Origin of the sequence: Bradyrhizobium sp. R2.2-H, from assembly GCF_004346455.1 — a bacterium.
GTDB classification, from domain to species: Bacteria; Pseudomonadota; Alphaproteobacteria; order Rhizobiales; family Xanthobacteraceae; genus Bradyrhizobium; species Bradyrhizobium diversitatis.
Window position 1 is genome coordinate 340707 of sequence record NZ_SMBR01000007.1, and the last position, 26570, is coordinate 367276.

At 64.9% G+C, this 26570-nt stretch carries 26 protein-coding genes and 1 tRNA gene; 12 read left to right on the top strand and 15 right to left on the bottom strand.

Annotated elements, in window-relative coordinates:
• A complete protein-coding gene (locus EDE08_RS20375; RefSeq protein ID WP_207913051.1) occupies positions 1 to 1047 on the top strand; it encodes a GGDEF domain-containing protein in 1047 nt (348 codons plus the stop codon).
• On the opposite strand, the gene EDE08_RS20380 is transcribed toward EDE08_RS20375, so the two are convergent.
• Positions 1044 to 2747 (bottom strand): diguanylate cyclase domain-containing protein, encoded by a 1704-nt coding sequence (locus EDE08_RS20380; RefSeq protein ID WP_165936055.1) that lies wholly within the window; start codon positions 2745 to 2747, stop codon positions 1044 to 1046. The genes EDE08_RS20375 and EDE08_RS20380 overlap by 4 nt on opposite strands.
• Before the next feature lie 109 nt (positions 2748 to 2856).
• On the opposite strand from EDE08_RS20380, the gene EDE08_RS20385 reads away from it, so the two are divergent.
• Positions 2857 to 3546, top strand: coding sequence for a YggS family pyridoxal phosphate-dependent enzyme (locus tag EDE08_RS20385; protein WP_131870614.1), 690 nt, complete (start codon positions 2857 to 2859; stop codon positions 3544 to 3546).
• A 316-nt stretch (positions 3547 to 3862) separates the two neighbouring features.
• Here the strand turns inward: EDE08_RS20385 and EDE08_RS20390 are convergent, their stop codons facing one another.
• Positions 3863 to 4432 (bottom strand): L,D-transpeptidase family protein, encoded by a 570-nt coding sequence (locus EDE08_RS20390; RefSeq protein ID WP_165936056.1) that lies wholly within the window; start codon positions 4430 to 4432, stop codon positions 3863 to 3865.
• Between the two features lie 200 nt (positions 4433 to 4632).
• Between EDE08_RS20390 and EDE08_RS20395 the strand changes: the two genes are divergently transcribed.
• Together EDE08_RS20395 and EDE08_RS20400 are read left to right on the top strand one after the other, a co-directional pair.
• Complete coding sequence (locus tag EDE08_RS20395; protein ID WP_024338712.1) at positions 4633 to 5319, top strand: response regulator transcription factor; 687 nt, start codon at positions 4633 to 4635, stop codon at positions 5317 to 5319.
• Positions 5320 to 5379: 60 nt separating this feature from the next.
• Positions 5380 to 5823 (top strand): Crp/Fnr family transcriptional regulator, encoded by a 444-nt coding sequence (locus tag EDE08_RS20400; protein WP_028181423.1) that lies wholly within the window; start codon positions 5380 to 5382, stop codon positions 5821 to 5823.
• Positions 5824 to 5857: 34 nt separating this feature from the next.
• Here EDE08_RS20400 and EDE08_RS20405 read toward each other — a convergent pair whose 3' ends face one another.
• From EDE08_RS20405 to EDE08_RS20440, 8 genes are all read right to left on the bottom strand, one after another.
• Complete coding sequence (locus EDE08_RS20405) at positions 5858 to 6673, bottom strand: exodeoxyribonuclease III (RefSeq protein WP_131870616.1); 816 nt, start codon at positions 6671 to 6673, stop codon at positions 5858 to 5860.
• 131 nt (positions 6674 to 6804) lie between these two features.
• Positions 6805 to 7560 (bottom strand): outer membrane lipoprotein carrier protein LolA, encoded by a 756-nt coding sequence (locus tag EDE08_RS20410; protein WP_131870691.1) that lies wholly within the window; start codon positions 7558 to 7560, stop codon positions 6805 to 6807.
• A gap of 151 nt (positions 7561 to 7711) precedes the next feature.
• Entirely contained in the window at positions 7712 to 10189 is a 2478-nt protein-coding gene (locus tag EDE08_RS20415) for a DNA translocase FtsK (protein ID WP_131870617.1), read from the bottom strand.
• A gap of 9 nt (positions 10190 to 10198) precedes the next feature.
• Entirely contained in the window at positions 10199 to 11413 is a 1215-nt protein-coding gene (locus EDE08_RS20420; protein WP_131870618.1) for an aminotransferase class I/II-fold pyridoxal phosphate-dependent enzyme, read from the bottom strand.
• Positions 11414 to 11725: 312 nt separating this feature from the next.
• Positions 11726 to 13174, bottom strand: coding sequence for an ammonium transporter (locus EDE08_RS20425; protein ID WP_131870619.1), 1449 nt, complete (start codon positions 13172 to 13174; stop codon positions 11726 to 11728).
• Between the two features lie 37 nt (positions 13175 to 13211).
• Positions 13212 to 13550 carry a P-II family nitrogen regulator gene (locus tag EDE08_RS20430; RefSeq protein ID WP_008142813.1) on the bottom strand — a complete coding sequence of 113 codons (339 nt, stop codon included), beginning with the start codon at positions 13548 to 13550 and terminating at the stop codon, positions 13212 to 13214.
• A 311-nt stretch (positions 13551 to 13861) separates the two neighbouring features.
• Positions 13862 to 15163, bottom strand: coding sequence for an ammonium transporter (locus tag EDE08_RS20435; protein WP_131870620.1), 1302 nt, complete (start codon positions 15161 to 15163; stop codon positions 13862 to 13864).
• A 130-nt stretch (positions 15164 to 15293) separates the two neighbouring features.
• Positions 15294 to 15632: a P-II family nitrogen regulator gene (locus tag EDE08_RS20440; protein WP_124161982.1), complete on the bottom strand. Its 339-nt coding sequence runs from the start codon at positions 15630 to 15632 to the stop codon at positions 15294 to 15296.
• A 245-nt stretch (positions 15633 to 15877) separates the two neighbouring features.
• On the opposite strand from EDE08_RS20440, the gene EDE08_RS20445 reads away from it, so the two are divergent.
• Positions 15878 to 16765, top strand: a complete 888-nt coding sequence (locus EDE08_RS20445) for a DUF4339 domain-containing protein (RefSeq protein WP_131870621.1) — start codon at positions 15878 to 15880, stop codon at positions 16763 to 16765.
• Positions 16766 to 16805: 40 nt separating this feature from the next.
• Here EDE08_RS20445 and tesB read toward each other — a convergent pair whose 3' ends face one another.
• Entirely contained in the window at positions 16806 to 17669 is an 864-nt protein-coding gene (gene tesB / locus EDE08_RS20450) for an acyl-CoA thioesterase II (RefSeq protein ID WP_131870622.1), read from the bottom strand.
• A gap of 210 nt (positions 17670 to 17879) precedes the next feature.
• On the opposite strand from tesB, the gene EDE08_RS20455 reads away from it, so the two are divergent.
• Entirely contained in the window at positions 17880 to 19100 is a 1221-nt protein-coding gene (locus EDE08_RS20455) for a ubiquinone biosynthesis hydroxylase (protein ID WP_131870623.1), read from the top strand.
• 227 nt (positions 19101 to 19327) lie between these two features.
• Here the strand turns inward: EDE08_RS20455 and EDE08_RS20460 are convergent, their stop codons facing one another.
• On the bottom strand, positions 19328 to 19525 hold the full coding sequence (locus tag EDE08_RS20460) for a Trm112 family protein (RefSeq protein ID WP_028177001.1): 198 nt from the start codon (positions 19523 to 19525) through the stop codon (positions 19328 to 19330).
• Between the two features lie 59 nt (positions 19526 to 19584).
• Entirely contained in the window at positions 19585 to 20115 is a 531-nt protein-coding gene (locus EDE08_RS20465) for a TetR/AcrR family transcriptional regulator (RefSeq protein ID WP_131870624.1), read from the bottom strand.
• A 97-nt stretch (positions 20116 to 20212) separates the two neighbouring features.
• Here EDE08_RS20465 and EDE08_RS20470 point away from each other — a divergent pair, with 97 nt between their 5' ends.
• The 3 genes from EDE08_RS20470 to EDE08_RS20480 all read left to right on the top strand — a co-directional run bounded on the left by EDE08_RS20470 (position 20213) and on the right by EDE08_RS20480 (position 21727).
• Positions 20213 to 20563, top strand: coding sequence for a hypothetical protein (locus tag EDE08_RS20470; RefSeq protein WP_028177003.1), 351 nt, complete (start codon positions 20213 to 20215; stop codon positions 20561 to 20563).
• Positions 20564 to 20827: 264 nt separating this feature from the next.
• Positions 20828 to 21106 (top strand): PepSY domain-containing protein, encoded by a 279-nt coding sequence (locus EDE08_RS20475; protein WP_028177004.1) that lies wholly within the window; start codon positions 20828 to 20830, stop codon positions 21104 to 21106.
• Between the two features lie 33 nt (positions 21107 to 21139).
• Complete coding sequence (locus tag EDE08_RS20480; RefSeq protein ID WP_165936057.1) at positions 21140 to 21727, top strand: cytochrome b/b6 domain-containing protein; 588 nt, start codon at positions 21140 to 21142, stop codon at positions 21725 to 21727.
• A gap of 130 nt (positions 21728 to 21857) precedes the next feature.
• On the opposite strand, the gene EDE08_RS20485 is transcribed toward EDE08_RS20480, so the two are convergent.
• Together EDE08_RS20485 and trxA are read right to left on the bottom strand one after the other, a co-directional pair.
• Complete coding sequence (locus EDE08_RS20485) at positions 21858 to 22535, bottom strand: LON peptidase substrate-binding domain-containing protein (RefSeq protein WP_131870626.1); 678 nt, start codon at positions 22533 to 22535, stop codon at positions 21858 to 21860.
• A gap of 33 nt (positions 22536 to 22568) precedes the next feature.
• On the bottom strand, positions 22569 to 23492 hold the full coding sequence (gene trxA / locus EDE08_RS20490) for a thioredoxin (RefSeq protein ID WP_131870627.1): 924 nt from the start codon (positions 23490 to 23492) through the stop codon (positions 22569 to 22571).
• Between the two features lie 272 nt (positions 23493 to 23764).
• Here trxA and EDE08_RS20495 point away from each other — a divergent pair.
• From EDE08_RS20495 to EDE08_RS20510, 3 genes are all read left to right on the top strand, one after another.
• Positions 23765 to 23839: transfer RNA gene (locus EDE08_RS20495), tRNA-Gly, on the top strand.
• Between the two features lie 78 nt (positions 23840 to 23917).
• A complete protein-coding gene (locus EDE08_RS20500) occupies positions 23918 to 24904 on the top strand; it encodes an NAD-dependent epimerase/dehydratase family protein (RefSeq protein ID WP_131870628.1) in 987 nt (328 codons plus the stop codon).
• 374 nt (positions 24905 to 25278) lie between these two features.
• On the top strand, positions 25279 to 26559 hold the full coding sequence (locus tag EDE08_RS20510; protein ID WP_131870629.1) for a PQQ-dependent sugar dehydrogenase: 1281 nt from the start codon (positions 25279 to 25281) through the stop codon (positions 26557 to 26559).
• Positions 26560 to 26570: the final 11 nt, after the last annotated feature.

The following is a 26570-nucleotide window of genomic DNA, read 5'->3' on the forward strand; positions in this document are numbered from 1 at the left end:
ATGGATTCCAGCTTCGACGATCCCGATTACGACTATGCCGCGTCCATCGCCGGACGGGCGATGCGGAGCATGGCCGATCAGCGCATTGCGCCGACTCCGGCCAATTTCGCGGTCTGGTTCCAGTATTTCGCAGGCAGTCATGACGATCTGCGCAACGCGATCGATCTGCTGATCGACCACAATCGTCCCTTCGATGCGCGAACCAATCAGGACCTGTTCGAGACCTACGTCGCGCCCCAGGCGAGCGCCGTCGCGGTCGACACCTCCGAGCGGCTGCAGGCGCTCATGGGAGCCGCGAAGGAATTTCTGGCGACCGCAATCGCCGACAATCATTCGCAGATGCAGGTCATCAGCGAGGTGGCCGACCAAGGCAGGGCCGGCGTCGATCCAAAGCTGCTGGTGGCCCAGCTCATGAACGAGCTGGCGCGGGCCGCCACAAGGGCGACGCGGCTGGAGGCAGGCTTTGCGGAAAAGACCCGCGAGCTCGACGTGATCCGCGATTCGCTATCGCGGTCCGAGCAGCGCGCCCGGACCGACATGTTGACGGGGCTGGCGAACCGGCGGGCTCTCGACGAATTCCTGCGCAAGGCGCAGACGACCGCGGAATGGGGCGAGCCGCTCAGCGTGCTGATGCTCGATATCGACTACTTCAAGGCGTTCAACGACAATTTCGGCCATGGCGTCGGCGACCAGGTGCTGCGCCTGATGGCGAAGGTGCTGCGCGAAAAAGTTCGCGAGCAGGATCTGCCGGCCCGCTATGGCGGCGAGGAGCTGATGGCGGTGCTGCCGGATGCCGATCTGGCCGCTTGCGCCGAGATCGCCGAACGCATCAGGCGCGCGATCGCCGAAGCCACGATCACGCGCCGCTCGACCGGCGAGACCCTGCCCGGCATCAGCGTGTCGATCGGCGTGGCGCAGTACCGGACCGGCGAGGCGATCACCGATCTGATCGAGCGTTGCGACCGCGCGCTCTATCTCGCCAAGAGCGGGGGTCGTAATCGTGTGGTGACGGAGATCGATCTCGAGCGGGCCGGGGCCGCGGGCTAGGCGCTGGCCACCATCATCATGTCAGCCGCGCCGGTCTCGATCGCCTGCACGCCGTGCTCGACGACATTGTTGCGGCCGCGGTGCTTGGCGGCATAGAGCGCGGCGTCGGCGGCTTCGATCAGGTCGCCGGGACGCAAAGACTCGTTCGGCTTTGTCGCGGCAACCCCGATCGAGACCGTGACGATCATGTGGTTCGAGGTGATGTGCGGCAGGCAGAGTCTCAGCACGGCCGCCCGCACCTGTTCGCCGATTTCGGCGGCGCTCATCACGTCGGTATTCGGCAGCAAGAGGCAGAATTCCTCGCCGCCATAGCGGGCCGCAAAGCCCATCGTGTCGGCGGCGATGCCGGACAGCGATTCGCCGAGCCGAGTCAGGCAGGAATCGCCTTCGAGATGGCCGTAAGTGTCGTTGAACAGCTTGAAATGGTCGACGTCGATCATCAGGAGCGCCAGGTCGCTGCCATATTGCTGTGCGCGCATCCATTCGAAATCGAGCCGGCTCTGGAAACCGCGGCGGTTGGCGAGCCCCGACAGCATGTCGATCGAGGCCATCACCGTCAGCCGGTCGTTGCTCGCTACCAGCTCGCGCTCGCGCTGGCTCAGCTGCGCAGCCATCGCGTTGAAGGCGCGGGCCAGCGGAACGAACTCGGCCGGCAGCCGATTGCGTGCCGCGCGGGCCGACAGGTCGCCCTCACCGAGACGCTTGGCCATGTCGGCCAGCATCTCGATCGGCTTGATGACGAGTTTCTCGGCGGCAATCAGCGCGCCGAGCAGGACGAACACGACGACGAAAGCGAGCTGCAGATAGGCGGTGCGGATGTCGCGGTTGACCGCTGCTGACACCTTGTCTTCATCGATGCTGGCGATCAGGCGGGCATTGGTGCCGGCGATGCGGATATAGCTGACCGCGCGGCGGGAGCCGTCGGCTGCGAGGAACGACAGTGAACCCTCGTCCTGGTCGGACCGCAGTGCCTTGTCCGCGATCGCGGACATCAGCGGCATGTTGTCGAGGGGACGGCCGACCGTGCTGTGCTGATCGGCGGGCGCCGCCAGCACGGTGCCGGCGCTGTCGACCAGCACCGCGGTGATGCCGGCGCGGCCGCCCAGATTGCTCATGACCTTCGACATCCAGTCGAGATTGACGGTGGCGAGCACGACGGCATCGGGCACCCCGCTGAAGGCCGAGACCGGATAAACCGCCATCACGGTCGGCGAGAGCACCGGCCGCGACAGGATGAAGTCGCTGAGAACGAAGCGGCCGGTTTGCTGTGCCTGCTGGAAGTAGGGCCGGTCACTGAGATCGAGCCCGACATACATGTTGTTGGTGGCGCATTGGATGCGCCCGTCCTGGCCGGCGATCAAAAGCGTGCGGATCCAGGGAAGGCTCGACGGCAGGCTTGCGCGCAGCACGTCGCAGCTCTTGCTGATGCCGCCGACGGAGGCGCGGATGAAGGCTTCCGATTTCAGGATGGTCTCGACCGACGAGATCACCTCGCGCTGCGCATCGGCACTGTGCCTTGCCACCGTGGTGAACTCGGCCGCAGCCTGCGCGATCTGCCGCGCACGCGTGTCTTCGAGCGAGCGGATGCGCTCGAGCATTAACGGCGCCACGAGAATGACCGCAAGCAACGCAAGCCGCGCCCGGATTCCCAGAACCTGCTTGAGTTTCGCGCGTTTGCGGTTGAGACTGACGCTTGCCATCTTCGTTACCCACCCCATGGGCCAAGGTAAAGCGAAGGGTTCAAAAACTGTTTCTTGAACTCGGTAAAATTGGACTTAACTCGGGCTACGATCCCGGCCAAGAGACGTCATGACAGAAGCCATCGCCGCGCCGGTAACCGGCCATTCACCAAACGCGCTCGCCGCGGTCGAAGCCGAAATTGCCCGCGCCTGCAAGGACGCACGGCGCGACCGCGCCTCCGTGACGCTGATCGCGGTATCCAAGACTTTCGCCGCCGATGCAATTATCCCCGTCATCGCCGCCGGACAGCGGGTATTCGGCGAGAATCGGGTGCAGGAGGCCAAAAGCAAGTGGCCGGCCTTAACGTCTGTTTACCCCGATATCGCGCTGCACCTGATCGGGCCGCTGCAATCCAACAAGGCGAAAGAGGCGGTCGCGCTGTTCGACGCAATCCATTCGGTCGATCGCCCGAGCATTTGCCAGGCATTAGCCAAGGAAATCGAATCCCAGAACAAGCACCCGCAGCTCTTCGTCCAGATCAATACCGGCGAGGAACCGCAGAAGGCCGGCGTCGCGCCCGGCGAGGCCGATGCCTTCCTCGCGAGCTGCCGCGACACCTATGGGCTCACGATCTCCGGACTGATGTGCATCCCGCCGGTCGACGAACCGCCGGCGGCGCATTTTGCCCTCACCGCCAAGATCGCCGCGCGCAACGGATTGAAGAACCTATCGATGGGCATGAGCGCCGATTTCGCGACCGCGATCATGCTGGGCGCCACCCATGTGCGCGTGGGGTCTGCGATCTTCGGGCACCGGTAAGAGCCGTTAGCGGAGAGCGTGCCTGGCAACCGCTATTGACGGCGCAAGGCGCACGACCGACGCTTACGCTCGTGTCCCGGACAAGCTGCAACGCTTAAAGCGTTGCAGCGCAGAGCCGGGACCCAGGGCGACACGGCACAGTGCGGCGAGATGGGCCCCGGCTCCGCAGCGCACCGCTGAAGAAGCGCTGCGCTGCGTCCGGGGCACGAGCGCGAAACGTGGCGCTCGCAATGACGGCGGCGTTGGTGCCGTCGCGCCAGTGTTGAACCGGAAGCGCCGAAGCGGCGGCGATCTGATCCTTGTCGAGCATGCGCCCTCACCCGATGATGATTCGTGTTCGCGGGCCCAAGCGCCGCAGCAATTGCAGCATCGCAGACTTCGTCATGGAGACGCAGCCCGCAGTCGGGCCGAAATTGTCGCGGGCGAGGTGCAGGAACACCGCACTGCCGCGGCCGGCGATGCGCGGTCTGGTGTTGTGGTCGATCTCGATGATGAAGTCATAGAGGTGGTCGGCCCGCTTGAGCCGGTCACCGCCCTGCCCCTCGCCCAGCCGGATGCCCTGATTGTAATGGCGGTCCCGTGGATCCTCGCACCAGGCGTCTGCGCCGGTGATCATCCGGGCCGGCAAGAACGTCTGCGGGCGGCTGTGCCGGTCGCCCCGCCACCACAGCCGCCTGGGACGGAAGCTGCCCCTGGGGGTGCCGCCATCGCCCTCGCGCTTGTTGGCGAGAATGCCGCCCCGCCCCAGCGCAACCGGGATGGTCAGCGTTCCGGCCGACAGCCAGCCCCGGCGCGGATTTCCGGCCGCAGCCTTAACGCGGATCGCAGACAGCGGCCCGGCTCTTCGATTCCTGGCGTAACCAACTGAAGCTGCTGTATTTTTCATGTGAACGTGCAATGTCGAATTCATTACAGGACATTCATCAAATCGCCCTGCTATTCTGGGCTAGAGTGCTTGCGGCTTGTGAATCGGTAACAGCCCACTACTTCAACACGAACAACAATAAAACGGCGACCCTAAACTTCCCTCGCGGCTGGGTGCGGCATGGATGCGCGCCGAGCCGGACCCTAAAAGGATGACCTCCCATGCCCAATGCCCGCAAGATCCTGATCGTGGATGACGACACCGATCTGCGCGACACGTTGGTGGAGCAATTATCGCTACACGAAGAATTCGAAGCCTCCGCGGTCGACACCGGCGCCAAGGGCGCGAGCGCCGCCAAGGCCAACTCCCCCGATCTGGTCCTGATGGATGTCGGCCTGCCCGACACCGACGGCCGCGAGGTAGTCCGCTCCTTGCGCAAGGGCGGTTTCAAGGCCCCGATCATCATGCTGACCGGGCACGACACCGATTCCGACACGATCCTTGGGCTGGAATCCGGCGCCAACGACTATGTCGCAAAGCCCTTCCGCTTCGCCGTACTGCTGGCTCGCATCCGAGCCCAGCTCCGGCAGCACGAAGCCAGCGAGGACGCGGTGTTCTCGGTCGGCCCCTACTCCTTCCGTCCCGGCTCGAAGATGCTGACCGCGGCCAACGCCCGCAAGGTCCGCCTCACCGAGAAGGAAACCGCGATTCTGCGCTTCCTCTACCGGGCCGGCCAGATGCCGGTGTCGCGCGAGACCCTGCTCCAGGAGGTCTGGGGCTACAATTCCGGCGTCACCACCCACACGCTGGAAACCCACATCTATCGGCTTCGCCAGAAGATCGAGAAGGACGCCGCCAACCCCGAGATCCTGGTCACCGAAGCCGGTGGCTACAAGCTGGTGCCGTGATACGTTCCGGAAACGCGCGATTCGTCGTAAATTGGCGCGTTCCTCGAGCCACGGACCGGAATGTCAATCGACGACGACGTAGCGCTTCTCGAGCGTGTCCCGACACTGCGCCTGTTGGGAGACGCCTCGTTGCGCATGCTGGCGATCGGTTCCGAGCAACGTGACTTCGTCCGCGGTGACGTCCTGTTCGATCTCGGCGACGCCGCCGATGCCGGCTTCGTGGTCCAGCGCGGCGCCTTCAGGGTCGAAGACGGCGCCGGCGCCGAAATGATCGCCGGTCCGGGCGCGCTGATCGGCGAGCTCGCGCTGGTGGTGCCGATGAAGCGGCCATCGCGTGCGATCGCGCTGGAGCATTCCTCCGTCATCCGAGTCGCACGCAGCCTGTTCCAGCGCGTGCTGGAGAGCGACCCCGCCGCCGCCGTTCGCCTGCGCGACGAATTCGCGGTGCGCTCCAGCCAGATCGCCAGCGATATCCTGATGGCCGGCGCGAAGCTGACGTCTTAACCGCTCCGCGCGTCCCGGAGAACGGACGGGGGCTTTAGACCTCCAGCGTCACCGTGACGGGCACGTGGTCCGACGGCCGCTCCCAGCTCCGCGCATCGCGCAGGATCTTGAAATCGCTGACCGCGTCCTTCAGCGCACGCGAGACCCAGATGTGATCGAGCCGGCGGCCACGATCGCCGACGGTCCAGTCGGCGGAACGATAGCTCCACCACGTATAGACCTTCTCCGACATCGGGATGCGCTCGCGCGCGACGTCGATCCATTCGCCGGCGGCAATTGCCGCCTTCAGCTTCTCGGTTTCGACGGGTGTGTGCGAGACGACTTTCAGAAGCTGCCTGTGCGACCACACGTCGTTCTCGTGCGGGGCGACGTTGAGGTCGCCGACCAGGATGTGGCGGTCATCGCCGCGCGGATGCAGCGGCTCGCACGCCTTCATCTCGTCGAGGAAGCGAAGCTTGTGGTCGAACTTCTCGTTCAGCGCCGGATCGGGAATGTCGCCGCCGGCGGGCACGTAGAAATTATGCAGCACCAAAGGCTTTGCGATGCCCGCCTTCGCGCCGAACGACACCGAGATGTGGCGCGAATCCACCTTGTCGCAGAAGGTGCGGATGTCCTTGGACTCGAAGGGAATCTTCGAGACGATGGCGACGCCGTGATAGCCCTTCTGCCCGTTCAGCGCGACGTGCTCGTAGCCGAGCCGCTTGAAGCGCTTCAGCGGAAAGGCGTCGTCGATGCACTTGGTCTCCTGCAGGCACAGCACCTCCGGCCGCGCGCTCTTCAGGAATTTCGCGACCAGGTCGATGCGCAGCCGCACCGAATTGATGTTCCAGGTTGTCAGGGAAAGACGCATGGTGACGATCTAACAAACTCCATCCGTCATGGCCGGGCTTGTCCCGGCCATCCACGTCTTTTTGTCGGACCCAGAAACGCGGATGCCCGGGACGAGCCCGGGCATGAGGTGATTGGAGCGGCCATGCAATCTCAACCCGGTGACGGGCCGTAATTGGTGAAATCGATCTTGAACATGTTGGGGTCGAGCTTCTTGCTCGAATCCAGATTGTAGACCGCGATGGTGGTGTCGTAGCCCTGCGGGTCGGTGACGGTCCACTGCTTGAGCTGTCCGTCCTTGGCGCCGAACATCAGGAGCAGCCGGCTGGTGCCGACCAGCGCCTGCTTCTCCTCGATGGTGACGCTGACGAAGACGTCGTCGGCCGAGACGCCAATGACATTGGTGTCCTTCATCAGGTCGATGCGGTCGGACAGCAGGAAGCGCAGCGGCGTCTGCGACAGCGGATAGATGTCCTGGGTCGCGAGCTTGCGGTCGCGCACCACCAGCGAGGATCCGTCGGCGACGATGTCGATCGGGCTCGGCGCGTCATATTCGAAGCGCACCTTGCCGGGCTTCTGGATGTAGAAATCGCCCTGTGTCTTACTGCCGTCGGGGCCGACCTGGACGAAATTACCAACCAATGTCTGAAGCGACGACAGATAGGCGCTGACTTTGGCCGCCTGCGCTTTCTGGTTGGCATCGAAGGTCTGGAAGATGCTGGTCGGCACGTTGCGCCGCGGATCCGGGATGACCGGATTCGGTGGCGCCTGCGTCGCGCCGGTCACAGCGGGCCCACCGGCCTGCCCGCCGTCGCTGCGGCCCTTCGGTGCAGGCTTCGGCACGGGCACGGTCTCCGCGAACGACGTCGCAGTCACCATCGCGGCGGTGACGAGAAGCACGCCGGCCACGCGCGCACTTCGCGCGGCGATGGTGGCGGCGAATCGAATGTCCGGATGTCTGATCAATACGTCGTCCTGTATGGCTGGGCGCCCTTTTAGCGTGATTTCTGGCAAAAGCGGATATCGATTTTGCGTGAGATGATGTTCAGAGCCCTTCGCCTCACATATGGCTGTCTTCTTCCTCGACCAGGATCTCGCGCTTGCCGGCGTGGTTGGCGGGGCCGACGATGCCCTCCAGTTCCATGCGCTCCATCAGTGATGCGGCGCGATTATAGCCGATTTGCAGGCGGCGCTGGATATAGCTGGTCGAGGCCTTGCGATCGCGTTTGACGATGGCAACCGCCTGCTGGAATAGATCGCCGCCGCCATCCCCGCCCATGCCGGTCGCGTCGAACACGGCGCCGTCCTCGTCCTCGGCCGGCTCTTCGGCGGTAACGGCTTCGAGATATTCCGGCTGACCCTGCGTCTTGAGGTGACGCACCACCTTCTCGACTTCCTCGTCGGAAGCGAAAGGTCCGTGCACGCGGCTGATGCGGCCGCCGCCGGCCATGTAGAGCATGTCGCCCTGGCCGAGCAGCTGCTCGGCGCCCATCTCGCCGAGGATGGTGCGGCTGTCGATCTTGGAGGTGACCTGAAAGGCGATGCGGGTCGGAAAGTTCGCCTTGATGGTGCCGGTGATGACGTCGACCGACGGGCGCTGCGTGGCCAGGATCACGTGCAGGCCGGCGGCGCGCGCCATCTGCGCGAGACGCTGCACCGCGCCTTCGATGTCCTTGCCGGCGACCATCATCAGGTCGGCCATTTCGTCGACGATGATGACGATGTAGGGCAGCGGGTCGAGCGAGAGCTTCTCTTCCTCGTAGATCGCCTTTCCGGTTTCCTTGTCGAAGCCGGTATGCACCGTGCGCGTCGGCTCCTCGCCCTTGGCCTTCAATTCGAGCAGGCGCGTGTTGTAGCCGTCGATGTTGCGCACGCCGAGCTTGGCCATGTTCTTGTAGCGCTCTTCCATCTCGCGCACGGCCCATTTCAACGCGACCACCGCCTTCTTCGGATCGGTCACGACGGGCGTGAGCAGATGGGGAATGCCGTCATAGACGGAGAGCTCGAGCATCTTCGGGTCGACCATGATCAGCCGGCACTGGTCCGGGCGCAGCCGGTAGACCAGGCTGAGGATCATGGTGTTGATCGCGACCGATTTGCCCGAGCCGGTGGTACCGGCGATCAGCATGTGCGGCGTACGGGCGAGATCGATGATGACGGGGTCGCCGCCGATGGTCTTGCCGAGGCACAGCGGCAGCTTCGCCACCGTGTCGGTCGCCTCCTTCGCCACCAGCAATTCGCGCAAATAGACCTTCTCGCGATGCGCGTTCGGCAATTCGATGCCGATGGCGTTGCGGCCGGGCACGACCGCGACACGCGCGGACAGCGCGCTCATCGAGCGGGCGATGTCGTCGGCAAGCCCGATCACGCGCGAGGACTTGATGCCGGGTGCCGGCTCCAATTCGTAGAGCGTCACGACCGGACCCGGATTGGCCTTCACGATCTCGCCGCGCACGCCGAAATCCTGCAGCACGCCTTCGAGTGAACGGGAATTGGTCTCCAGCTCGGCCTTGCTGAGCGGCTGGCGGTCGCCGGCTTTCGGGGCGGCCAGCATCGAGACGGAGGGAAGGTCGAACTTGTCGGAGGACTTCCTGGCCGCGGCCTTCGGTGCAGCCTTCTTGCGCGGCGCGCGCGCGGCGGGCTGTTCCTCTTCCTCCTCCTCGTCTTCCTCTTCCTCGTGCTCGTCCTCGTAGTCCGCGTCTTCGGACTGCGGCGAGATCGGGGGCGCGGCGCGGCCGCCGCCCAGATTCGGCTCCTGGCGGCTGAATGCAGCGGCCTTGGTCTTCGGTCCGCTCGAGACCAGCGAGCGGTAGGCGGCGCCAAGCAGCCAGATCAGCCGCGCCTTGCTGCTCATCAGCGCGTGGAACAGCCAGCCCAGCGACACCGAGCCGCGATCGCTCTCCTCGTCTTCGTCGAGCGGCTTGTCGTCATCCTCGATTTCCGCAAGCTCGTCATCCTGCTCGCGGGCGCCAAGGCCGCAGGCGATCAGGAAGGTCACGGTCATCGCGGCGAACAGGATCGTGCCCAGCACGATGCGGTAGATCGTGCCGGCCGGTCCGAAGATCACCGCCGGCGCACGCACCAGCGCGTCGCCGACCACGCCGCCGAGGCCGGTCGGCAGCGGCCATGCGCCGCCATGCGGCCAGCAGCTGACGAAGCCCGCCGCGATCACCGTGCAGAGAATCCAGCAGCCGAGCCGCAATGTTTCGCGGTCGAACGGGCGATGGGTCATCATGCGCCAGCCCCAGACCGCAACCGTCAGGACCAGCATGATCGCGCCGAGCCCGAGGATCTGCATCGCGAGGTCCGCACCGATCGCGCCGGCATAGCCGAGAACGTTGCGGATCGGCCGCGAGGTGGCGTGGCTGAGGCTGGGATCCTGCACCGACCACGTCATCAGCGCGGCCGAGGCGACGCCCGCCAGCGCGATCAGGCCGAGGCCGGTGAGCTCGCGCATGCGCCGCGCCAGACCCTCGCGGATCGATGGCGGCAGATGGCCCACCAGCGGAATGACACGTTCGATTGCCGACATGCTCATGGGCCCCGCCTAACCCAGAGTCTCGACCAGGCGGTGCAGCGCCTGCGCCGTGGTCTCTCCATCCTGCACCAGTGCGAGGCGAATGTAGCCGGCACCGGGATTGAAGCCGTCGGGCTGGAGCCGGGCCAGATAACTGCCGGGCACCACGCGCACACCTGCTTCCTTGAAAAGTCTCAGCGTCACCGACACGTCGTCGCCGAGGGCGGACGTGTCGAGCCAGACGCAGAAGCCGGCATCGGGCCGGCGATAGCCGTAGCGATTGCCGATGATCTGGTCGGCGAGATCGAACTTGATGCGATAGAGCCTGCGGTTCTCCTCGACATGCGCTTCGTCGCCATAGGCGACGGTCGCGACGTGCTGGAGCGGCACCGGCACCTGGGGCGCGGCAACGTTGCGCAGCTCCAGGAACATGCCGATGAACCTCTTGTCGCCGGCGGCGAAGCCGACGCGCATGCCCGGCAGGTTGGATCGCTTCGACAGCGACTGGAACGCGACCACGCGGGTGAAGTCGGGGCCGGCGCATTCCAGGACGCTGCCAGGAGCCTGCCGGGTGTAGATCTCGGAATAGCACTCGTCGCTGAGGATCACGAAGCCGTAGCGGTCGGCGAGTTGCTTCAAGCGTTTGAAATAATCGGGCGAGGCGACCGAGCCTTGTGGATTGGCCGGCGAAGCCAGATAGAACGCCACCGTGCGCGCCAGTGTGGCCTCGTCGATGGCATCGAGATCGGGCAGGAAGCCGTTCTCGACCGTGGTCGGCAGGTAGACCGGCTCGCAGGCCGCGGCGCGGGTGCCGGCGCCATAAACCGGATAAAACGGGTTCGGCATCAGAATCACAGGCTTGCCGGGACGCGGCCCGACATAGCGCGCCGCGGTGATCGCCGCAAAGAACAGCCCTTCGCGGCTGCCATTGAGGACGAGAATCTCGCTCTCGGGATCAAGCGGCCGCGGCAGCTTGAACCGCGACGACAGCCAGGCGCCGGCGGCTTTGCGGAACGGCTCGATGCCCTTGCCGAGCGGGTAGCGGCCGAAATCGGCGATGTGCCTCGCCAGGACCGGGCCGACGAAGTCGGGTACGGGATGCTGGGGCTCGCCGACTGCAAGCGTGATCAAGGGCTTACCCGGCTGATGCGACGCCAGCAGTTCGTTCAGCCGGATGAAGGGCGAGCGGTCGCTGTCGGGGCTTCCACCGGACAGCGGCGCACGGGATGAAGCGGTCATAGCCATTCGGGGCGCCAGCACTCTTGGAACAGCCGGTCGCGCGAAGGCACCGGCGGGAAGCGGTTCAGTTCACCATAGATAGGGCGAGGTTAAGACGCGATTAACCATCGGCCGCCGCCTGCGTCCAGAGCGGGAATATCGAGGCCGGATCACAATGTATGTGGGGCGCTTCATGCCCTGACCTGCAAGCGGAACCGGCCAAAAAGAAAGGGGCTCCAGCTTGCGCTGGAGCCCCTCAACGGTCAGGGCATTGCCGGGTATGTGCCCGAACCGGAGTTGTGGACGGGGTCTCCGGGGAGATCCCGTCCGGGAGGAGACTTACATGTTGTAGGCGCGCTCGGTGTGCTCGGTGATGTCGAGGCCTTCACGCTCGCTCTCGACATTGGCGCGGAGGCCGACGATCACGTCGACGACCTTGTAGAGGATCGCCGAACCGACGCCCGACCACACCAGCGTGGTGCAGACGGCCTTGATCTGGGCGATCATCTGCGTGGCGAACTCGTAATCGGCGACCTTCGGCGGGATCGCCGTGTAGTCGACGATGCCGGCGCCGCCGAGCGCGGGGTTGACCAGGATGCCGGTGCCGATGGCGCCGACGATGCCGCCGATGCAGTGCACGCCGAACACGTCGAGGGAGTCATCGTAGCCGAGCGCGTTCTTCACCACGGTGCAGAAGAACAGGCAGACCACGCCGGCGATGAGGCCGAGGACGATCGCGCCCATGATGCCGGAGAAGCCGGCTGCAGGGGTGACGGCCACGAGGCCCGCGACAGCGCCCGAGATCACGCCGAGCACCGAGGGATGGCCCTTGATGATCCACTCCGCGAACATCCACGACAGCGCGGCGGCTGCGGTGGCGACGAAGGAGTTGGTCATGGCGAGCGCAGCGCCGCCGCTGGCTTCCAGGTTGGAGCCGGCGTTGAAGCCGAACCAGCCGACCCAGAGCAGCGAGGCGCCGATCATCGACATGGTCAGCGAGTGCGGAGCCATCAGCTCCTTGCCGTAGCCGACACGCTTGCCGATCAGGAGAGCGCCGACGAGACCTGCGATGCCGGCGTTGATGTGCACCACGGTGCCGCCCGCGAAGTCGATCGCGCCCATCTTGAAGATCCAGCCGGCGTCGGCATTGAGCTCGTCGAGCTTGGCCTGCGCCGCGGTCTTCGCCGCCGCGTCACCCGCCGCCGCGAGAGCCTTGGCCGCGTCCTGGATCAGGTCCGGACCCTGCCAGTACCAGACCATGTGCGCGATCGGGAAGTAGATCAGCGTCACCCAGAGCGGGACGAACAGCGCGATCGCCGCGAACTTCATGCGCTCGGCGAAGGCGCCGACGATGAGGGCGGGCGTGATCGCCGCGAAGGTCATCTGGAAGCAGACATAGATGAGCTCCGTGATGTTGGCGTCGACGGAGAAGGTCGCAGCCTGCGTCTCGGTGGTGACGCCCATCATGAAGGCCTTGGAGAAGCCGCCGATGAAGTCGGAGCCGCCGGTGAAGGAGAGGCTGTAGCCGTACACGGCGTAGATCACGACGACGACGCAGACGGTGTAGAACACCTGCATCAGGACGGAGAGCATGTTCTTGGAACGGACGAGACCGCCGTAGAACAGCGCGAGGCCGGGGATCGTCATCAACAGCACCAGCACTGTCGATGTCATCATCCAGGCGTTGTCTCCCTTGTTGACCGTTGGCTCGGCGTAGGCTGCGGTCGCAGCGAACAGGCCGACTGCGAGAGCCGCCAGTCCCGCGCCATAGGGACGCTTGAACGTCATATTATTTACTCCTGCTTGGATAAGGTTGAGCGCGAAATCAAAGGGCCGCGGCATCGGCCTCGCCGGTGCGGATGCGCACCGCATGGTCGAGGTTGATGACGAAGATCTTGCCGTCGCCGATCTGTCCGGTTTTCGCCGCGGACGTGATGGCGTCGATGGTCTTGTCGACCTGGTCGGAGGCGACAGCGACCTCGATCTTGATCTTGGGCAGGAAGCTCACGGCATATTCGGCGCCGCGATAGATTTCCGTATGACCCTTCTGGCGGCCATACCCCTTGACTTCCGTCACCGTGAGACCGTGAACGCCGATGGCGGTCAGGGCGTCACGGACTTCTTCCAGCTTGAATGGCTTAATAATCGCCATAACAATTTTCATGGGTCCTATCCCCGCTTGGGCCCGGTCCGGACGTGGCCGGGCGTTTCTCGACTGGTTCGCCACGAGGGAGAAAATTCACTACGCGGGCACAGCCGGACCCCTAGAATCAAATGCCGTGCCAGATCGGGCGTGTTGCCTAACGGATTATGAAAGCGGGTGTTTTCGCGTTCGACGGCTATTGTGCTGCAGTGCGCTATTACGTCGCGCTTAAAACGTGGTCATGCCTGCTCAAATCCAGGGCAGGACAGACTGCCGACACAATGTTGCTCACACGTCGGGCAGCAAGGAGGTAATTTCGTAGTGAAGTCCACCTATTGCAGGGCTTCACCGTGCTGCGAAATATCCAGCCCCTCAAGCTCCTGCTCACGGGATACGCGCAAGGGCACGAACAGGCCGACCAGCTTGAGCAGGATGAAGCTCACGCCCCCCGACCAGACGAAGGTGACGGCGACCCCGTAGAACTGAATCAGGATCTGCTGAGGATGGCCCTCCAGCAGGCCCGCGGTGCCGCCGATGGCGCTGGTCGCGAACACGCCGCCGAGCAAGGTGCCGGTCAGCCCGCCGACGCCATGGACGCCGAACACGTCGAGCGAATCGTCATAGTTGAAGCGGTGCTTCAGCCAGGTACAGGCCCAGTAGCAGACCACCCCGGCGGCGATACCGATGACGATGCCGTGCCAGGGCGCGACGAAGCCCGAGGCCGGCGTGATGGTGCCGAGGCCGGCCACCGCGCCGGAGATCATGCCGAGCACGGAGGGCTTGCGCCGTGTCGACCATTCGATCGCAGCCCATGTCAGCGCGCCGGCGCAGGCGGCAAGATGGGTTGCAATGATCGCCATCACCGCGCGTGAATTCGCCGAAAGCGCCGAGCCGCCATTGAAGCCGAACCAGCCGACCCACAGCAGGCCGGTGCCCATCACCGCGAGCGACAGATCGAACGGCGAGAGATTCTCGGTGCCGTAGCCGTGACGTCGCCCCATCACCTTGGCCGCAACGAGGCCCCCGGTGCCGGCCGACAGGTGCACCACGAGGCCGCCGGCGAAATCCAGCACGCCCATGCTGGCAAGGAAGCCGCCGCCCCACACCCAATGCGCCAGCGGGATGTAGACGAAGATGAACCAGGCGACGGAGAACAGCAGATAGGCGGAGAACCGCATGCGGTCGGCGACCGAGCCCGCGACCAGGGCGACCGTGATGATCGCAAACGTCATCTGATACAGCATGAACAGCGATTCCGGGATGGTCTTCGCCGCCGGGTTGACGCTGTCCATGGTCATGCCGGCGAGAAACCAGCGGTCGAGCGTGCCGATCCACGGCCCGTCGCCGACGAAGCAGAGCGAATAGCCGAACGCCACCCAGAGAATGGAGACCAGCGTCACCGCGGCCAGGCTCTGCGCCATGGTGGCGAGCACGTTCTTCTTGCGCACCATGCCGGAATAGAACAGCGCGAGCCCCGGGATCGTCATCATCAGCACCAGCGCGGTGGCGACGATCATCCAGGCCGTGTCGGCGCTGTTGATCCCGGAGGGCGCGGCGTGCGCCGGCACGGCCACCACGGACACGAGCCCGATCGGCGCAGCCATGTACGCTGCGCGGCGCAACAATCCCGCCATGTCGTTTCCCCCGGCATCAATTGGCGTCGCACGCTGTGGCGTCGTTGCCCGGTGCGATCGAAGATATATCAGAGCGTTTTCGAGCGAAGTGGATACCGGCTCGCGTCAAGAAAACGAGTCAAGCCGAAACCTAGAGCGCGTCGCTGTCGGTTTCGCCGGTGCGGATGCGCAGCGCATGGTCGATCGGCGTGACGAAGATCTTGCCGTCGCCGATCTGCCCGGTGCGCGCGGTCGCGGTGATCACGCTGACCGCCTTGTCGGCAACGTCGGAAGGGACCGCGATCTCGATGCGCAGCTTGGGCAGGAAGTTCACGACATATTCGGCGCCGCGATAGATCTCGGTGTGGCCCTTCTGCCGGCCGTAACCCTTGACCTCGGTGACGGTCATGCCGTGGACGCCGATCGCGGTCAGGGCCTGCCGGACCTCATCGAGCTTGAAGGGTTTGATGATCGCGACGACGAGTTTCATGGTCAGGCCTATTCCCCCGGGATGCGCTACGCCGTATGTCCTCGGCGCAGCGTCAATCTGGCATCTTTCCGGGCAAATGGCATAAAAAAGTTGCAGACTGAAGCGGAAAAACGTTTGGCCAAGGGCGGTCATGGGAGCGGCCGCCTCTGTACAGGGCAACTGTTCATCATTCACAATGCATTTTTGGCATGGATGCGGTGAACCCGCGGCGGTCGGGCGGTACAAAAGAGTTTTGGGGACGCTTCATGGCGAGTTGGTTCTACGCATCCGAAGGCAAGCAGCAGGGGCCTTTTCCGGAGGGCCAATTCCGCGATCTCATCGCCCAGGGCATCGTCCGCCCGGATACGCTGGTATGGACCGAGGGCATGGCGGGCTGGCAGAAGGCTGCCGAGGTCCCGGGCCTGATCGGCGGCGGCGCCCCGCCGATGATGCCGGCCGGCGGTCCGCCGATGATGGGTTCCGGCGGCTATGCCGGCACGGGCAGCAGTGGCTCTCTGGCGATCGATTTCGGCATCCTGGAATTCACCTGGCGCAGCATCGTCCTGCTGATCGGAATGATCTTCGTCATCCCCGCGCCGTGGGTGTTCGTCTGGTACACGAAATGGATCGTGTCCTGCGTGAAGGTCCCGGGCCGGCCCAATCTAAGCTTCATCGGCGACGCCATGACGCTGCTGCCCTGGTATTTCGGCTTCATCGTTCTGGCGATCGCCCTCGGCTTCATCGGCAGCGAGATCCTGAGCAACCTGCTGTTCGTCGCGCAGATCGTTCTCTACTGGCTCCTGATCAAATGGATGGTCGCGAACCTCGCCTCCAACGGGCAGCCGCTCGGCCTGAGCTTCAGCGGCACGATCTGGGCCTATATCGGCTGGAATCTGCTGTTTGCGATCTCCATCCTCACCATCATCGGCTGGGCCTGGGTCGCCGCGGCCCAGATGCGCTGGTTCTGCCGCAGCGTCGAGGGCACGCGGCGCGAGGTCGTGTTCAAGGGGAGTGGTCTCGACATCCTCTGGCGCGGCATCGTCGCTGCGATCCTGTGCAGCCTGATCATCCCGATTCCGTGGGTCTATCGCTGGATCATGAACTGGTTCGCGTCGCAGACCGAGCTCGTTCCGCGCGGCTCGTTCGGAGGATGACCCCGGACAGCCACCGGCGCGATCCATCGCGATCGTGGCGCTATGCCTTCCGCTCGCGCACGGAGCCTTCCTGCGCGACGGAGGCGACCAGCGTGCCGTCGGGCTTGAAGATCGAGCCGCGGGTCAGGCCGCGGCCGCCCTGTGCGCTCGGCGAATCCTGCGCGTAGAGCAGCCATTCATCGGCGCGGAAGGGGCGGTGAAACCACATCGCGTGGTCGAGGCTCGCCGGCATCATGCGCTTGTCGAACAGCGTGCGGCCGTAGCGCGCCATGATCGCATCGAGCAGCGAGAAATCCGAGGCGTAGGCGAGCGCGCACATATGCAGCGCCGGATCGTCGGCCAGCTTCGCCGCGGTCCTGATCCAGACGTGAATGCGGCCGTCGTCGATCTTCTGGCCGAAATAGCGGCCGAGCTCGACCGGGCGCAGCTCGATCGGCCGGTCGGATTCATAGTAGCGGCGGATGAACTCCGGCATCTCCTTGAACATCGGCTGCTTCGCGACCTCCTCCGCCGTGAGCTTCTCCGGTGGCGGCACGTCGGGCATCTTGTCCTGATGGTCGAACGCGCTCTCCTCCTCGGCGTGGAACGACACCATGATCGAGAAGATGGCGTTGCCGTGCTGGATCGCGGTGACGCGGCGGGTCGAATAGCTCTTTCCGTCGCGCAGGCGTTCGACCTGGTAGATGATCGGGATCTGCGGATCGCCCGGCAGGATGAAATAGCAATGCAGCGAATGCGGCAGCCGGCCCTCGACGGTGCGGCACGCGGCAACCATCGCCTGCCCGATCACCTGGCCGCCGAACACCCGCTGCCAGCTTGTCTTCGGGCTGTTGCCACGGAACAGGTTCACCTCGAGCTGCTCGAGGTCGAGGATCGCGATCAGATCGATCAGGCCTTTGGACATGAACACAACTCTCTGAAGTCGTCATTCCGGGATGCGCCGGAACGGCGCAGGCCCGGAATCCATAACCCCCGCTCGTGGTTATGGATTCCGGGCTCGCGACTTCGTCGCGCCCCGGAATGACACAATGGGGCTGGCCGCCCTCGTCTCACCGCACTGTTTCGCCCAGCTCAAGTCTGCTAGCAAGACCGGGAATTGACCGGGAAACTTGGTATGTCGGTACAGGGTAGCATTGTCATCGGTGGCGGCGCGTTTGCAGGGCTTGCGCTGGCCCTGGCGCTGCGCCAGGGGCTCGGGCCCGAGATCCCCGTCATCGTCGCCGATCCCGCGCTCGGGACGCGGCCGAGCCGCGACCCCCGCGCCACCGCGATCGTGGCCGCCTGCCGCCGCCTGTTCGAGACGATCGGCGCCTGGGACGCCGTCAGGAGCGAGGCGCAGCCCATCCTCGACATGGTCGTCACGGATTCGAAGCTGGAGGACGCCACCCGCCCGGTGTTCCTCAACTTCGCCGGCGACGTCGCGCCGGGTGAGCCCTTCGCGCACATGGTCGAGAACCGCGGCCTGATCGATGCGCTGGTGGTGCGTGCGGAGGCCGAGGGCATCGATCTGCGTGCGACCACCGTGGCGTCCTATGACGCGCGTTCCGACGGCATCGACGTGACGCTCGGCGATGGCAGCGTCATCGCGGCGAGCCTGCTGGTCGCCGCCGATGGCGCGAGGTCGAAGCTGCGCGAGCGCGCCGGCATCGCCACCCATGGCTGGGAGTACGACCAGTCCGGCATCGTCGTCACCGTCGGCCATGAGCGCGATCACGAGGGTCGCGCCGAAGAGCATTTCCTGCCCGCAGGACCCTTCGCGATCCTGCCGCTGTCGGGCAAGCGCTCGTCGCTGGTGTGGACCGAGCGCCGCGCTGAGGCCGCGCGCATCATCGCGCTCGGTGACGAGGAATTTCACAGCGAGCTCGAGCAGCGCTTCGGCCTGCATCTCGGCGAGGTGAAGGCACTCGACAAGCCGCGCGCGTTTCCGTTGTCTTATTTCGTTGCGCGGTCCTTCATCGCCGAGCGTCTCGCGCTGGTGGGCGATGCCGCCCACGTCATCCACCCGATCGCGGGCCAGGGTCTCAACATGGGCCTGAAGGATGTCGCCGCGCTGGCGGAAGTGGTCGTCGATGCCGCACGGCTCGGCATGGATATCGGCGGCGCCGACGTGCTCGAGCGCTATCAGCGCTGGCGCCGCTTCGACACCATGGCGATGGGAGTTGCCACCAACTCGCTGAACTTCCTGTTCTCCAACCAGTCGACGCTGCTGCGCACGGTGCGCGACATCGGCCTCGGCCTCGTCGACCGCGCCCCGCCGCTCAAGAACCTCTTCATCCGCCAGGCCGCGGGGCTTACCGGCGAAGTGCCGCGGCTGTTGAAGGGCGAGGCGTTGTAGAAGCGTGATCTTACCGCATACTCGGCTGTCGTCCCGGACAAGCGCGCCCTAAGCGCGCGCAGATCCGGGACCCATACGCCGCAGCAAGAATTTAGCGAAGATTCGGAGTTGCCACTTCGACCTACAACCACTTCCTGTGGTTATGGATCCCCGCGTTCGCGGGGATGACACCGGGAGTGTGGCGCGCTCACCGTTCCAAACGATGAAGAACCGCCCGGACTACAAGCTCAATCGATCTTGCGCGCCTCTTCCGGCAGCATGATCGGAATGCCGTCGCGAATGGGATAGGCGAGCTTGGCGCTGCGCGAGATCAGTTCCTGCTTTGCGGCATCGAACTCGAGGGGGCCCTTGGTCAGCGGGCAGACCAGAATCTCCAGCAATTTGGGATCGACGCTGGCTTCGGCACGTTCGGTGGGTGCGTTCATGGGATTCTCCGGCAGTCGGTAGACTTTAGCACAGAGATCCGCGCCCGCCCATCACGGGCCTAAGCCGAGACCATCGCCAGGAGCTCGTCGAGCAGGGCCTGAAGCCGCGCGGCCGGCACCGGCGGGCCTGACAGGGCGAAGCCGAGAAACGTCCAGTACAGGATCTGCGCGCGCGCCTCCGCCGTCGCCGGGGTGAGCCCACGCTTGCCCAGCAGCTCTTCGATGTAGTCGAGCCTGCGGCGGTCGATTGCGCGCACCGCCCCTTGCGCCGCCGCATCGAACGCCGCCCAGTTGCGCACCGCGCGCTCGAGGTCGAGCCGCGCGCCAAACGATCTCCGCAGCAGCATCTTGAGCGGTTCGTCGCTGGCGGCTTCGACGTCGGCGATGATCTGCTCGGCCGCGATCTCGCGCCAGCGCTTCAGCACGGCGGCGTGGAACGCGGCCAGGTCGGTGAAATGCCAATAGAAGCTGCCGCGCGAGACGCCCATGGCCTTGGCCAGCGGATCGGCTTTCAGCGCCGTGAAGCCGCTTTTGGCGAGCACCTTCAGGCCCTCTTTGATCCAGGCGTCGGCGGAAAGTTGTTCGGTCATGCCGGGCTCCAGATGGCGGCCATACACTAATGTATTGACAGCTTCCGGCAAGCAGGTGCATATATCCATACAGTACTGTACGGATGGAGCATGCCCCATGCGCGACCTCCTCCTGCAATGTTCCGGCCTCGCCGCGATCGTGCTGGCGCTCATCCACGGCGTGCTCGGCGAGACCAAGGTCTTCGCCCGCGCCAGCATCGAGCCGGCGCGCCTGCGCACGCTGATCCGACTGGTCTGGCAGGCCGGCACGGTGGCATGGGTCGGCGGCGGCGTGCTGCTGCTGGTTGCGCCCCGGCTGGAGTCGAGCCTCGCGCGGCACTGGATCGTCGCCACGCTCGCCATCGTGTTCGGCTTTGCGGCCCTCGCCAACGCCTTCGCGATGCGCGGCCGCCATTTCGGCTGGGTCGGCATGGGTGCAGTGGTCGCGCTCGCGGTCGCCGGCTACTAAAGCGCGATACGATGAGGATGAATCGTCATCGCGCTTCAGGTTGTTGTCCTAAGCATGATCTTTTCGGAAAACCGCTGCGCACTTTTCCGGATCATGCTTTTGCGCTGCGCATCCGGCCTGTTAGGCGTAAGGCCGCAGCGATGGGCCACGTTAGAACTTATCTAAAGCGAACCAGGCCCGTACCCGATTGACTTCATTGCCTCCTCTGCTTCCTTCGGTGCGCCCCGCGTCTCTGCGGTGCGCACACGAGAGGAGGAGACGTTCGTGAAGGTCATTCGTGTTGTAGCCATTGCACTGACGATCGGGATTGGCATGGGATCGGCGGCCATGGCCGACGGCTTCAAGGATTGCACCAAGCTCGCCAAGGCGTCGTGGAAGCCGGCCAGCGAAGCCGAAGCCAAGGCCAAGGCGGCGGGCTACGAGGTGCGCCGCTCCAAGGTCGAGGGCTCGTGCTACGAGGTCTACGGCGTCAAGGAAGGCAAGCTGTACGAGCTGTTCTACAGCCCCGAAGATCTCAGCCTGAAGCACACGATCGCCAAGTAGATTGCGCGTGAGCCCCGAAGCGAATTGGGCTTGATGAAACAAGTGCCGGAAGAGCGCGGGGTGTCCGACAGGACACCCGCGAATCGACCCGTCGCGCGGACGGTCGCGGTCTGGGACCTCCCGCTGCGCCTCTGGCACTGGGTTCTCGCGATCTCGGTTGTGATCGCGTGGTTCACGCCGACCGCGTATGACGGCGTTCACCGCATCGTCGGCTATGCCGTCATCGGCCTGCTCGCCTTCCGCCTGCTCTGGGGCTTCATGGGAAGCCGCTATTCGCGCTTCCGGATGCTCGGTGTCAGGCTGCGTGCCGCGCCGAACTATCTGTGGAATCTGCGGCGCGGCATGACCGGCCGCTATATCGGGCTCAATCCCGCCGGCAGCTTGATGCTGGTCGCGCTGCTGGCCTCGCTCGCCGTCTCGACGATCACCGGCGCGATGTCGGTCACCGTCACCTTCTTCGGCGTGTGGTGGGTCGAAGACACCCACCATTATTCATCGGACGCGGTCATCGTTCTGGTCGTGCTGCACGTAGTGGGCGTGCTGGCGATGGGGATTCTCCAGCGCGAGAACTTGGTCCGCGCGATGTTCACCGGGCGCAAGCGCATCCGGCATCATTCATAAGAATTTTGAAGGCCACATTCCCTCCTCGTCATGGCCGGGCTTGTCCCGGCCATCCACGTTCTTCTGTGTGGCAAAGACGTGGATGCCCGGGTCAAGCCCGGGCATGACGGAGCTTGTAGTGCCTACAGTCTCACTGCAGCGGCGGATCGCCGCTGGTGCGCTTCTTGGCGAGGTCCATCTCGGTGACGGCGATCAGGATCTCGGCGCGGGTCTTCAGGTCCGGCGCCTCCAGCATTGCCTGCTTCTCCGCCGGGCCGTAGGGCGACATCATCGCCAGCGCGTTGACGAGCGCCTCGTTGGGCGCGCTCTCGACGCCTTCCCAGTCGACCTTGAGATTGTTGGCCTTCAGGAAGTCGGCCAGCACGGCCAGCAGCGCCTCGCGATCGACCTCCTCCTCGCCCATGCGCGCGGTGAAGTCGTCGACGAAGGCGAAGAAGTCCACCTTGCACTGCCGGTAGGCGGTCAGCACTTCGAGCTCCTCGACAATCTTGAAGCGCGCCACGCCGGTGAGCTCGAGGATGTAGCGGCCGTCGCCGGATTCGGCGAGCTGGGTGATACGGCCGACGCAGCCGACGCGGAACAGCGCCGGCTTGTCGGAATTCTTCGGCGAATGCGCCACGTCGGGCTGGATCATGCCGATCAGGCGATGCCCGTCGCGGAAGGAATCGTCGACCATCGCGAGGTAGCGCGGCTCGAAGATGTTGAGCGGCATCTGGCCGCGGGGCAGCAGCAGCGCGCCCGGCAGCGGAAACACCGGAATGATCTCCGGGAGGTCGGCGGGCCCGCGATATTCGATGTTGATCGGCATCTGCCCGGTCTCCCTGGCGTCGCCAGCGCGCCCTTATGAAAACAGGATCGTCGACAAACGCTTGCGTCCCTCGACGGTTGCATCATCCGTGCCGCCCCAGGCCTCGAAGAACTGCACCAGCTGCTTGCGGGCGCCGTCGTCGTTCCACTTGCGGTCGCGCTTGATGATCTCGAGCAGCTGCTCGGTCGCCGCGGCGCGGTTGCCTTGCGCGTTGAGCGCGGTGGCGAGGTCGAATCGGGCCTGATGATCGAGCGGGTTTGCGGCGACCTTCTGTTCCAGCTCGGCAACCGGTCCAAGCGATTTCGCCTGCTCGGCGAGATCGATCGCGGTCTGCACGGCCTTCACGGCCGGGTCGTTGCGCTTGGATTCCGGCACCATGGCCAGCGTCTGCTTGGCCTGCTCCATCGCGCCGGAGACGGCGTAGCACTTCGCAAGGCCGGCTAGCGCCGCGATATTGGTCGAATCATGCTGGAGCGCCTCGGCATAGATCTGCGCCGCCGCCGCCGTGTCGCCCTCGGCGAGCACCGCGTCGGCTTCCTGCACGATCTCGGCGACGTTGACCTCGCCCGGCGCGGTGACGCCCTTCGTCAGCCGCTCGATGAAGGCATTGACCTGGCTCTCCGGTACCGCGCCCATGAAGCCGTCCGCCGGCTGGCCGTTGACGAAGGCGATCACGGCCGGGATCGACTGGATGCCCATCTGGCCCGGGATCGCCGGATGCTGGTCGATGTTCATCTTGACCAGCTTGACCTTGCCCTTGGCCGCCTTCACAGCCTTTTCCAGCACGGGGGTGAGCTGCTTGCAGGGGCCGCACCACTCCGCCCAGAAATCGATCAGCACCGGCTGGCGCTTCGATTCCTCGATCACGTCCTTCACGAAGGTCTGGGTGGTGGTGTCCTTGATCAGGTCGGCCGCAGCCGGGCCCGCCGCTCCATTACCCTGGTCGATGATCGTCACGGGATTCCCTCGTCATGTCTGGAATGACGGCTCTTTAGCACGCCGCCACATCATATGCTCGTTGTCGGCACCTAAATTGGGCCGAATGGGCCGAATTTCAATCCAGGCCCTGCGATTCGCCGGTTCCGGGGCCTTTCCGGTCGATTTGGCAGCTTCGGGCTCCATATGGGGCCCTCAATTGCGAATTGAGGCCGCCGGTAGCTGTTGCATTCCCCTCCCGCTTTTGGCATACGACACCCCGTTGCCGGCGCGTCACGCGACCGACACAGGATGCGGGTGTAGCTCAGTGGTAGAGCACGACCTTGCCAAGGTCGGGGTCGAGGGTTCGAGCCCCTTCGCCCGCTCCAATTTTTCCCAGAGCATCCAGCCGAACCGGGTCGGGCCGTGGTTTCCGCGCCGCTGACGGCTGTATTTTTGGGACTAACATGACAATTCTGATCACTGGCAGCGCGGGCCACCTGGGCGAGGCTATTCTTCGGACACTCCATGGGCGCGGGTCGCCCGTGCGCGGGCTCGATCTGAAGCCATCGCCCTTCACCGACGCCGTCGGCTCGATCGTCGATTCCGCGTTCGTGCGGCGCCAGATGGACGGCGTCACCGCCGTCATCCATACCGCGACGCTGCACAAGCCGCATGTGGCGACCCACTCCAAGCAGGATTTCGTCGACACCAACGTCACCGGCACGCTCAATCTGCTCGAGGCGGCCGCGGCGGGGGGCGTGAGGAGTTTCGTCTTCACCAGCACCACCAGCGCATTCGGCTCGCAGCTGCGCCCCGAGGCGGGGCGGGCCGCGGTGTGGGTCACCGAGGAGCTGCCGTCGGTGCCGAAGAACATCTACGGCACCACCAAGCGGATGGCCGAGAGCCTCTGCGAGCTGTTCTTTCGCGAGCGCGGTTTGCCCGTCGTGGTCTTGCGGACCTCGCGCTTCTTCCCCGAGGACGACGACGATCCCTCGGTGCGGTCGGCCTACGCGCTCGACAACGCGCAGGCCAACGAGTTGCTCTATCGCCGGTTGGATATCGCCGACGCCGTGAGCGCGCATCTGCTCGCCGTCGAACGCGCGGCCAGAATCGGCTTCGCCCGCTACATCGTCTCGGCCACCAGCCCGTTCGAGCAGCGTCATCTCGCCGCGCTCGCGTGCGATGCGGCCGGTGTCGTGCGCGAGCTCTATCCGGAATGCGCGCAGCTCTATGCGGCGCGCGGCTGGCGGCTCTTCCCCGCGATCGACCGCGTCTATGTCAACGACCGCGCGCGGCGCGAGCTGGGCTGGCGGCCCGAATTCGACTTCGCGCATGTGCTGCGCAGCCTGCAAGGCGACCGCGATTTTCGCAGCACGCTGGCACGCGAGATCGGGTCGAAGGGCTATCATGACACGGTGTTCGACGACGGCCCTTACCCCGTCGCCTCGTAAGCGCTATTTTGCTCGACGATTCAGATGTCTGGCCGGTGTTGCCGGGAGAGTGCCAGTCTGAGCCGTTCTACTGTGCATGGGGTTGTTTTCGCGATTTTGCACGAGCACCCCTCGTGCCGTCGGCAAAACGATCCGCGCGCCCCTACGATTCCGCGCTGCAGCGAGAGCGCCGTCGTGCAGCGTTCGCCGCTTCATTGACATTCCGTCTCAATTTTTTCGAAGCGCGAAGGCGGTGCAGGCGGCGCGCTTCTCACCGTTCGCAGATGTGCTAACCTTTTTGCGTCTGTCGTTCTGACGGACCCAAGACTTCGTCTCTCGACTGGCAAAACCAAAATAATGCGCAGCCCTGACGGCTGCCTTAGGGGAGTGACGCGATGAAATTCCATCGATCCGTCTTTCAGTCCGTTCTGGCGCTTGCAGCGGTTGCCCTTCTCGCGGGGACCGGCGCTGGCCATGCGCAACAGCAGGACAAGAGCAAGCCGCTGAAGAAATACGAATCCGGCACCAAGGAGTTCTGGACCCATCCGCCGGACGACTGGTTCCTCGGCGACGAGACCGAGGCGCAGAAGGGCCTCGCGCCGCCCTCGGGCCCGCCGACCGGCGCCTCCGATGCCGAGCTCGCCAACATCGTCAAGAAGATCAAGCTGCCGCAGGGCTTCAAGATCGAGGTCTACGCCTCGGGCGTGCTGGCGGCGCGGCAGATGGCCTGGGGTGACAAGGGCACGCTGTTCGTCGGCTCGTTCGGCCTCGGCAACGTCTACGCCATCAAGGACAACAACGGCAAGAAGGAGGTCAAGACCGTCCTCAAGGGCCTGAACATGCCCACCGGCCTCGCCTTCCGGGACGGCGCGCTCTACGTCATCGCCGTCGACAAGCTGATCCGCTACGACAACGCCGAAGCCAATCTCGACAATCTCGGCCAGGGCAAGGTCGTCTATGACGACATGCCGTCCTATGCCGCCCATGGCTGGAAGTACATCGCGGTCGACAAGGAAGGCTGGTTCTTCCTGCCGTTCGGACCGCCCTTCAACATCGGCATTCCGCCGACCAGCGTGTCGCAGATCCGGCGCGTCGATCCGAAGACCGGCAACGCGGAAATCTGGGCGCTCGGCGTTCGCAATTCGGTCGGCGGCGACGTCGACCCGCGCACCGGCAAGCTCTGGTTCACCGAGAACGCCCGCGATTGGATCAGCGACGATCTGCCCTCGGACAAGCTGAACATGATCAACCGGATCGGCGAGCATTTCGGCTATCCCTATTGCCACCAGGGCAATCTGCCCGACGACAAGTTCGCGATGGGCCACAAATGCTCGGAGTTCACGCCGCCCGTGCTGAATCTCGGCGCCCATGTCGCGCCGCTCGGCATGAAGTTCTATACCGGCGACCAGTTCCCCGCCGAGTACAAGAACAACATCCTGATCGCCGAGCACGGCTCCTGGAACAGGCACAAGTACCAGGGCGCACGCATCGTGCGCGTGATCGTCGGGCCCGACGGCAAGAACCCGAAGCGTGAGATCTTCGCCTCCGGCTGGCTTGAGGGCGATCAGGGCTATCTCGGCCGTCCCAACGACATCATCCTCGCCAAGGACGGGTCGATCCTCGTCGCCGACGATTGGGCCGGCGCGATCTACCGCATCAGCTACAGCAAGAAGTAGCGCGCGCACGA

Excerpts from the sequence above, each read along its gene's own strand:
- EDE08_RS20375 (WP_207913051.1), top strand. The coding sequence starts at position 1 with ATGGATTCCAGCTTCGACGATCCCGATTACGACTATGCCGCGTCCATC.
- EDE08_RS20380 (WP_165936055.1), bottom strand. The coding sequence starts at position 2,747 with ATGGCAAGCGTCAGTCTCAACCGCAAACGCGCGAAACTCAAGCAGGTT.
- EDE08_RS20385 (WP_131870614.1), top strand. The coding sequence starts at position 2,857 with ATGACAGAAGCCATCGCCGCGCCGGTAACCGGCCATTCACCAAACGCG.
- EDE08_RS20390 (WP_165936056.1), bottom strand. The coding sequence starts at position 4,432 with ATGAAAAATACAGCAGCTTCAGTTGGTTACGCCAGGAATCGAAGAGCC.
- EDE08_RS20395 (WP_024338712.1), top strand. The coding sequence starts at position 4,633 with ATGCCCAATGCCCGCAAGATCCTGATCGTGGATGACGACACCGATCTG.
- EDE08_RS20400 (WP_028181423.1), top strand. The coding sequence starts at position 5,380 with ATGTCAATCGACGACGACGTAGCGCTTCTCGAGCGTGTCCCGACACTG.
- EDE08_RS20405 (WP_131870616.1), bottom strand. The coding sequence starts at position 6,673 with ATGCGTCTTTCCCTGACAACCTGGAACATCAATTCGGTGCGGCTGCGC.
- EDE08_RS20415 (WP_131870617.1), bottom strand. The coding sequence starts at position 10,189 with ATGAGCATGTCGGCAATCGAACGTGTCATTCCGCTGGTGGGCCATCTG.
- EDE08_RS20420 (WP_131870618.1), bottom strand. The coding sequence starts at position 11,413 with ATGGCTATGACCGCTTCATCCCGTGCGCCGCTGTCCGGTGGAAGCCCC.
- EDE08_RS20425 (WP_131870619.1), bottom strand. The coding sequence starts at position 13,174 with ATGACGTTCAAGCGTCCCTATGGCGCGGGACTGGCGGCTCTCGCAGTC.
- EDE08_RS20430 (WP_008142813.1), bottom strand. The coding sequence starts at position 13,550 with ATGAAAATTGTTATGGCGATTATTAAGCCATTCAAGCTGGAAGAAGTC.
- EDE08_RS20435 (WP_131870620.1), bottom strand. The coding sequence starts at position 15,163 with ATGGCGGGATTGTTGCGCCGCGCAGCGTACATGGCTGCGCCGATCGGG.
- EDE08_RS20440 (WP_124161982.1), bottom strand. The coding sequence starts at position 15,632 with ATGAAACTCGTCGTCGCGATCATCAAACCCTTCAAGCTCGATGAGGTC.
- EDE08_RS20445 (WP_131870621.1), top strand. The coding sequence starts at position 15,878 with ATGGCGAGTTGGTTCTACGCATCCGAAGGCAAGCAGCAGGGGCCTTTT.
- tesB (WP_131870622.1), bottom strand. The coding sequence starts at position 17,669 with ATGTCCAAAGGCCTGATCGATCTGATCGCGATCCTCGACCTCGAGCAG.
- EDE08_RS20455 (WP_131870623.1), top strand. The coding sequence starts at position 17,880 with ATGTCGGTACAGGGTAGCATTGTCATCGGTGGCGGCGCGTTTGCAGGG.
- EDE08_RS20460 (WP_028177001.1), bottom strand. The coding sequence starts at position 19,525 with ATGAACGCACCCACCGAACGTGCCGAAGCCAGCGTCGATCCCAAATTG.
- EDE08_RS20465 (WP_131870624.1), bottom strand. The coding sequence starts at position 20,115 with ATGACCGAACAACTTTCCGCCGACGCCTGGATCAAAGAGGGCCTGAAG.
- EDE08_RS20470 (WP_028177003.1), top strand. The coding sequence starts at position 20,213 with ATGCGCGACCTCCTCCTGCAATGTTCCGGCCTCGCCGCGATCGTGCTG.
- EDE08_RS20480 (WP_165936057.1), top strand. The coding sequence starts at position 21,140 with ATGAAACAAGTGCCGGAAGAGCGCGGGGTGTCCGACAGGACACCCGCG.
- EDE08_RS20485 (WP_131870626.1), bottom strand. The coding sequence starts at position 22,535 with ATGCCGATCAACATCGAATATCGCGGGCCCGCCGACCTCCCGGAGATC.
- EDE08_RS20500 (WP_131870628.1), top strand. The coding sequence starts at position 23,918 with ATGACAATTCTGATCACTGGCAGCGCGGGCCACCTGGGCGAGGCTATT.
- EDE08_RS20510 (WP_131870629.1), top strand. The coding sequence starts at position 25,279 with ATGAAATTCCATCGATCCGTCTTTCAGTCCGTTCTGGCGCTTGCAGCG.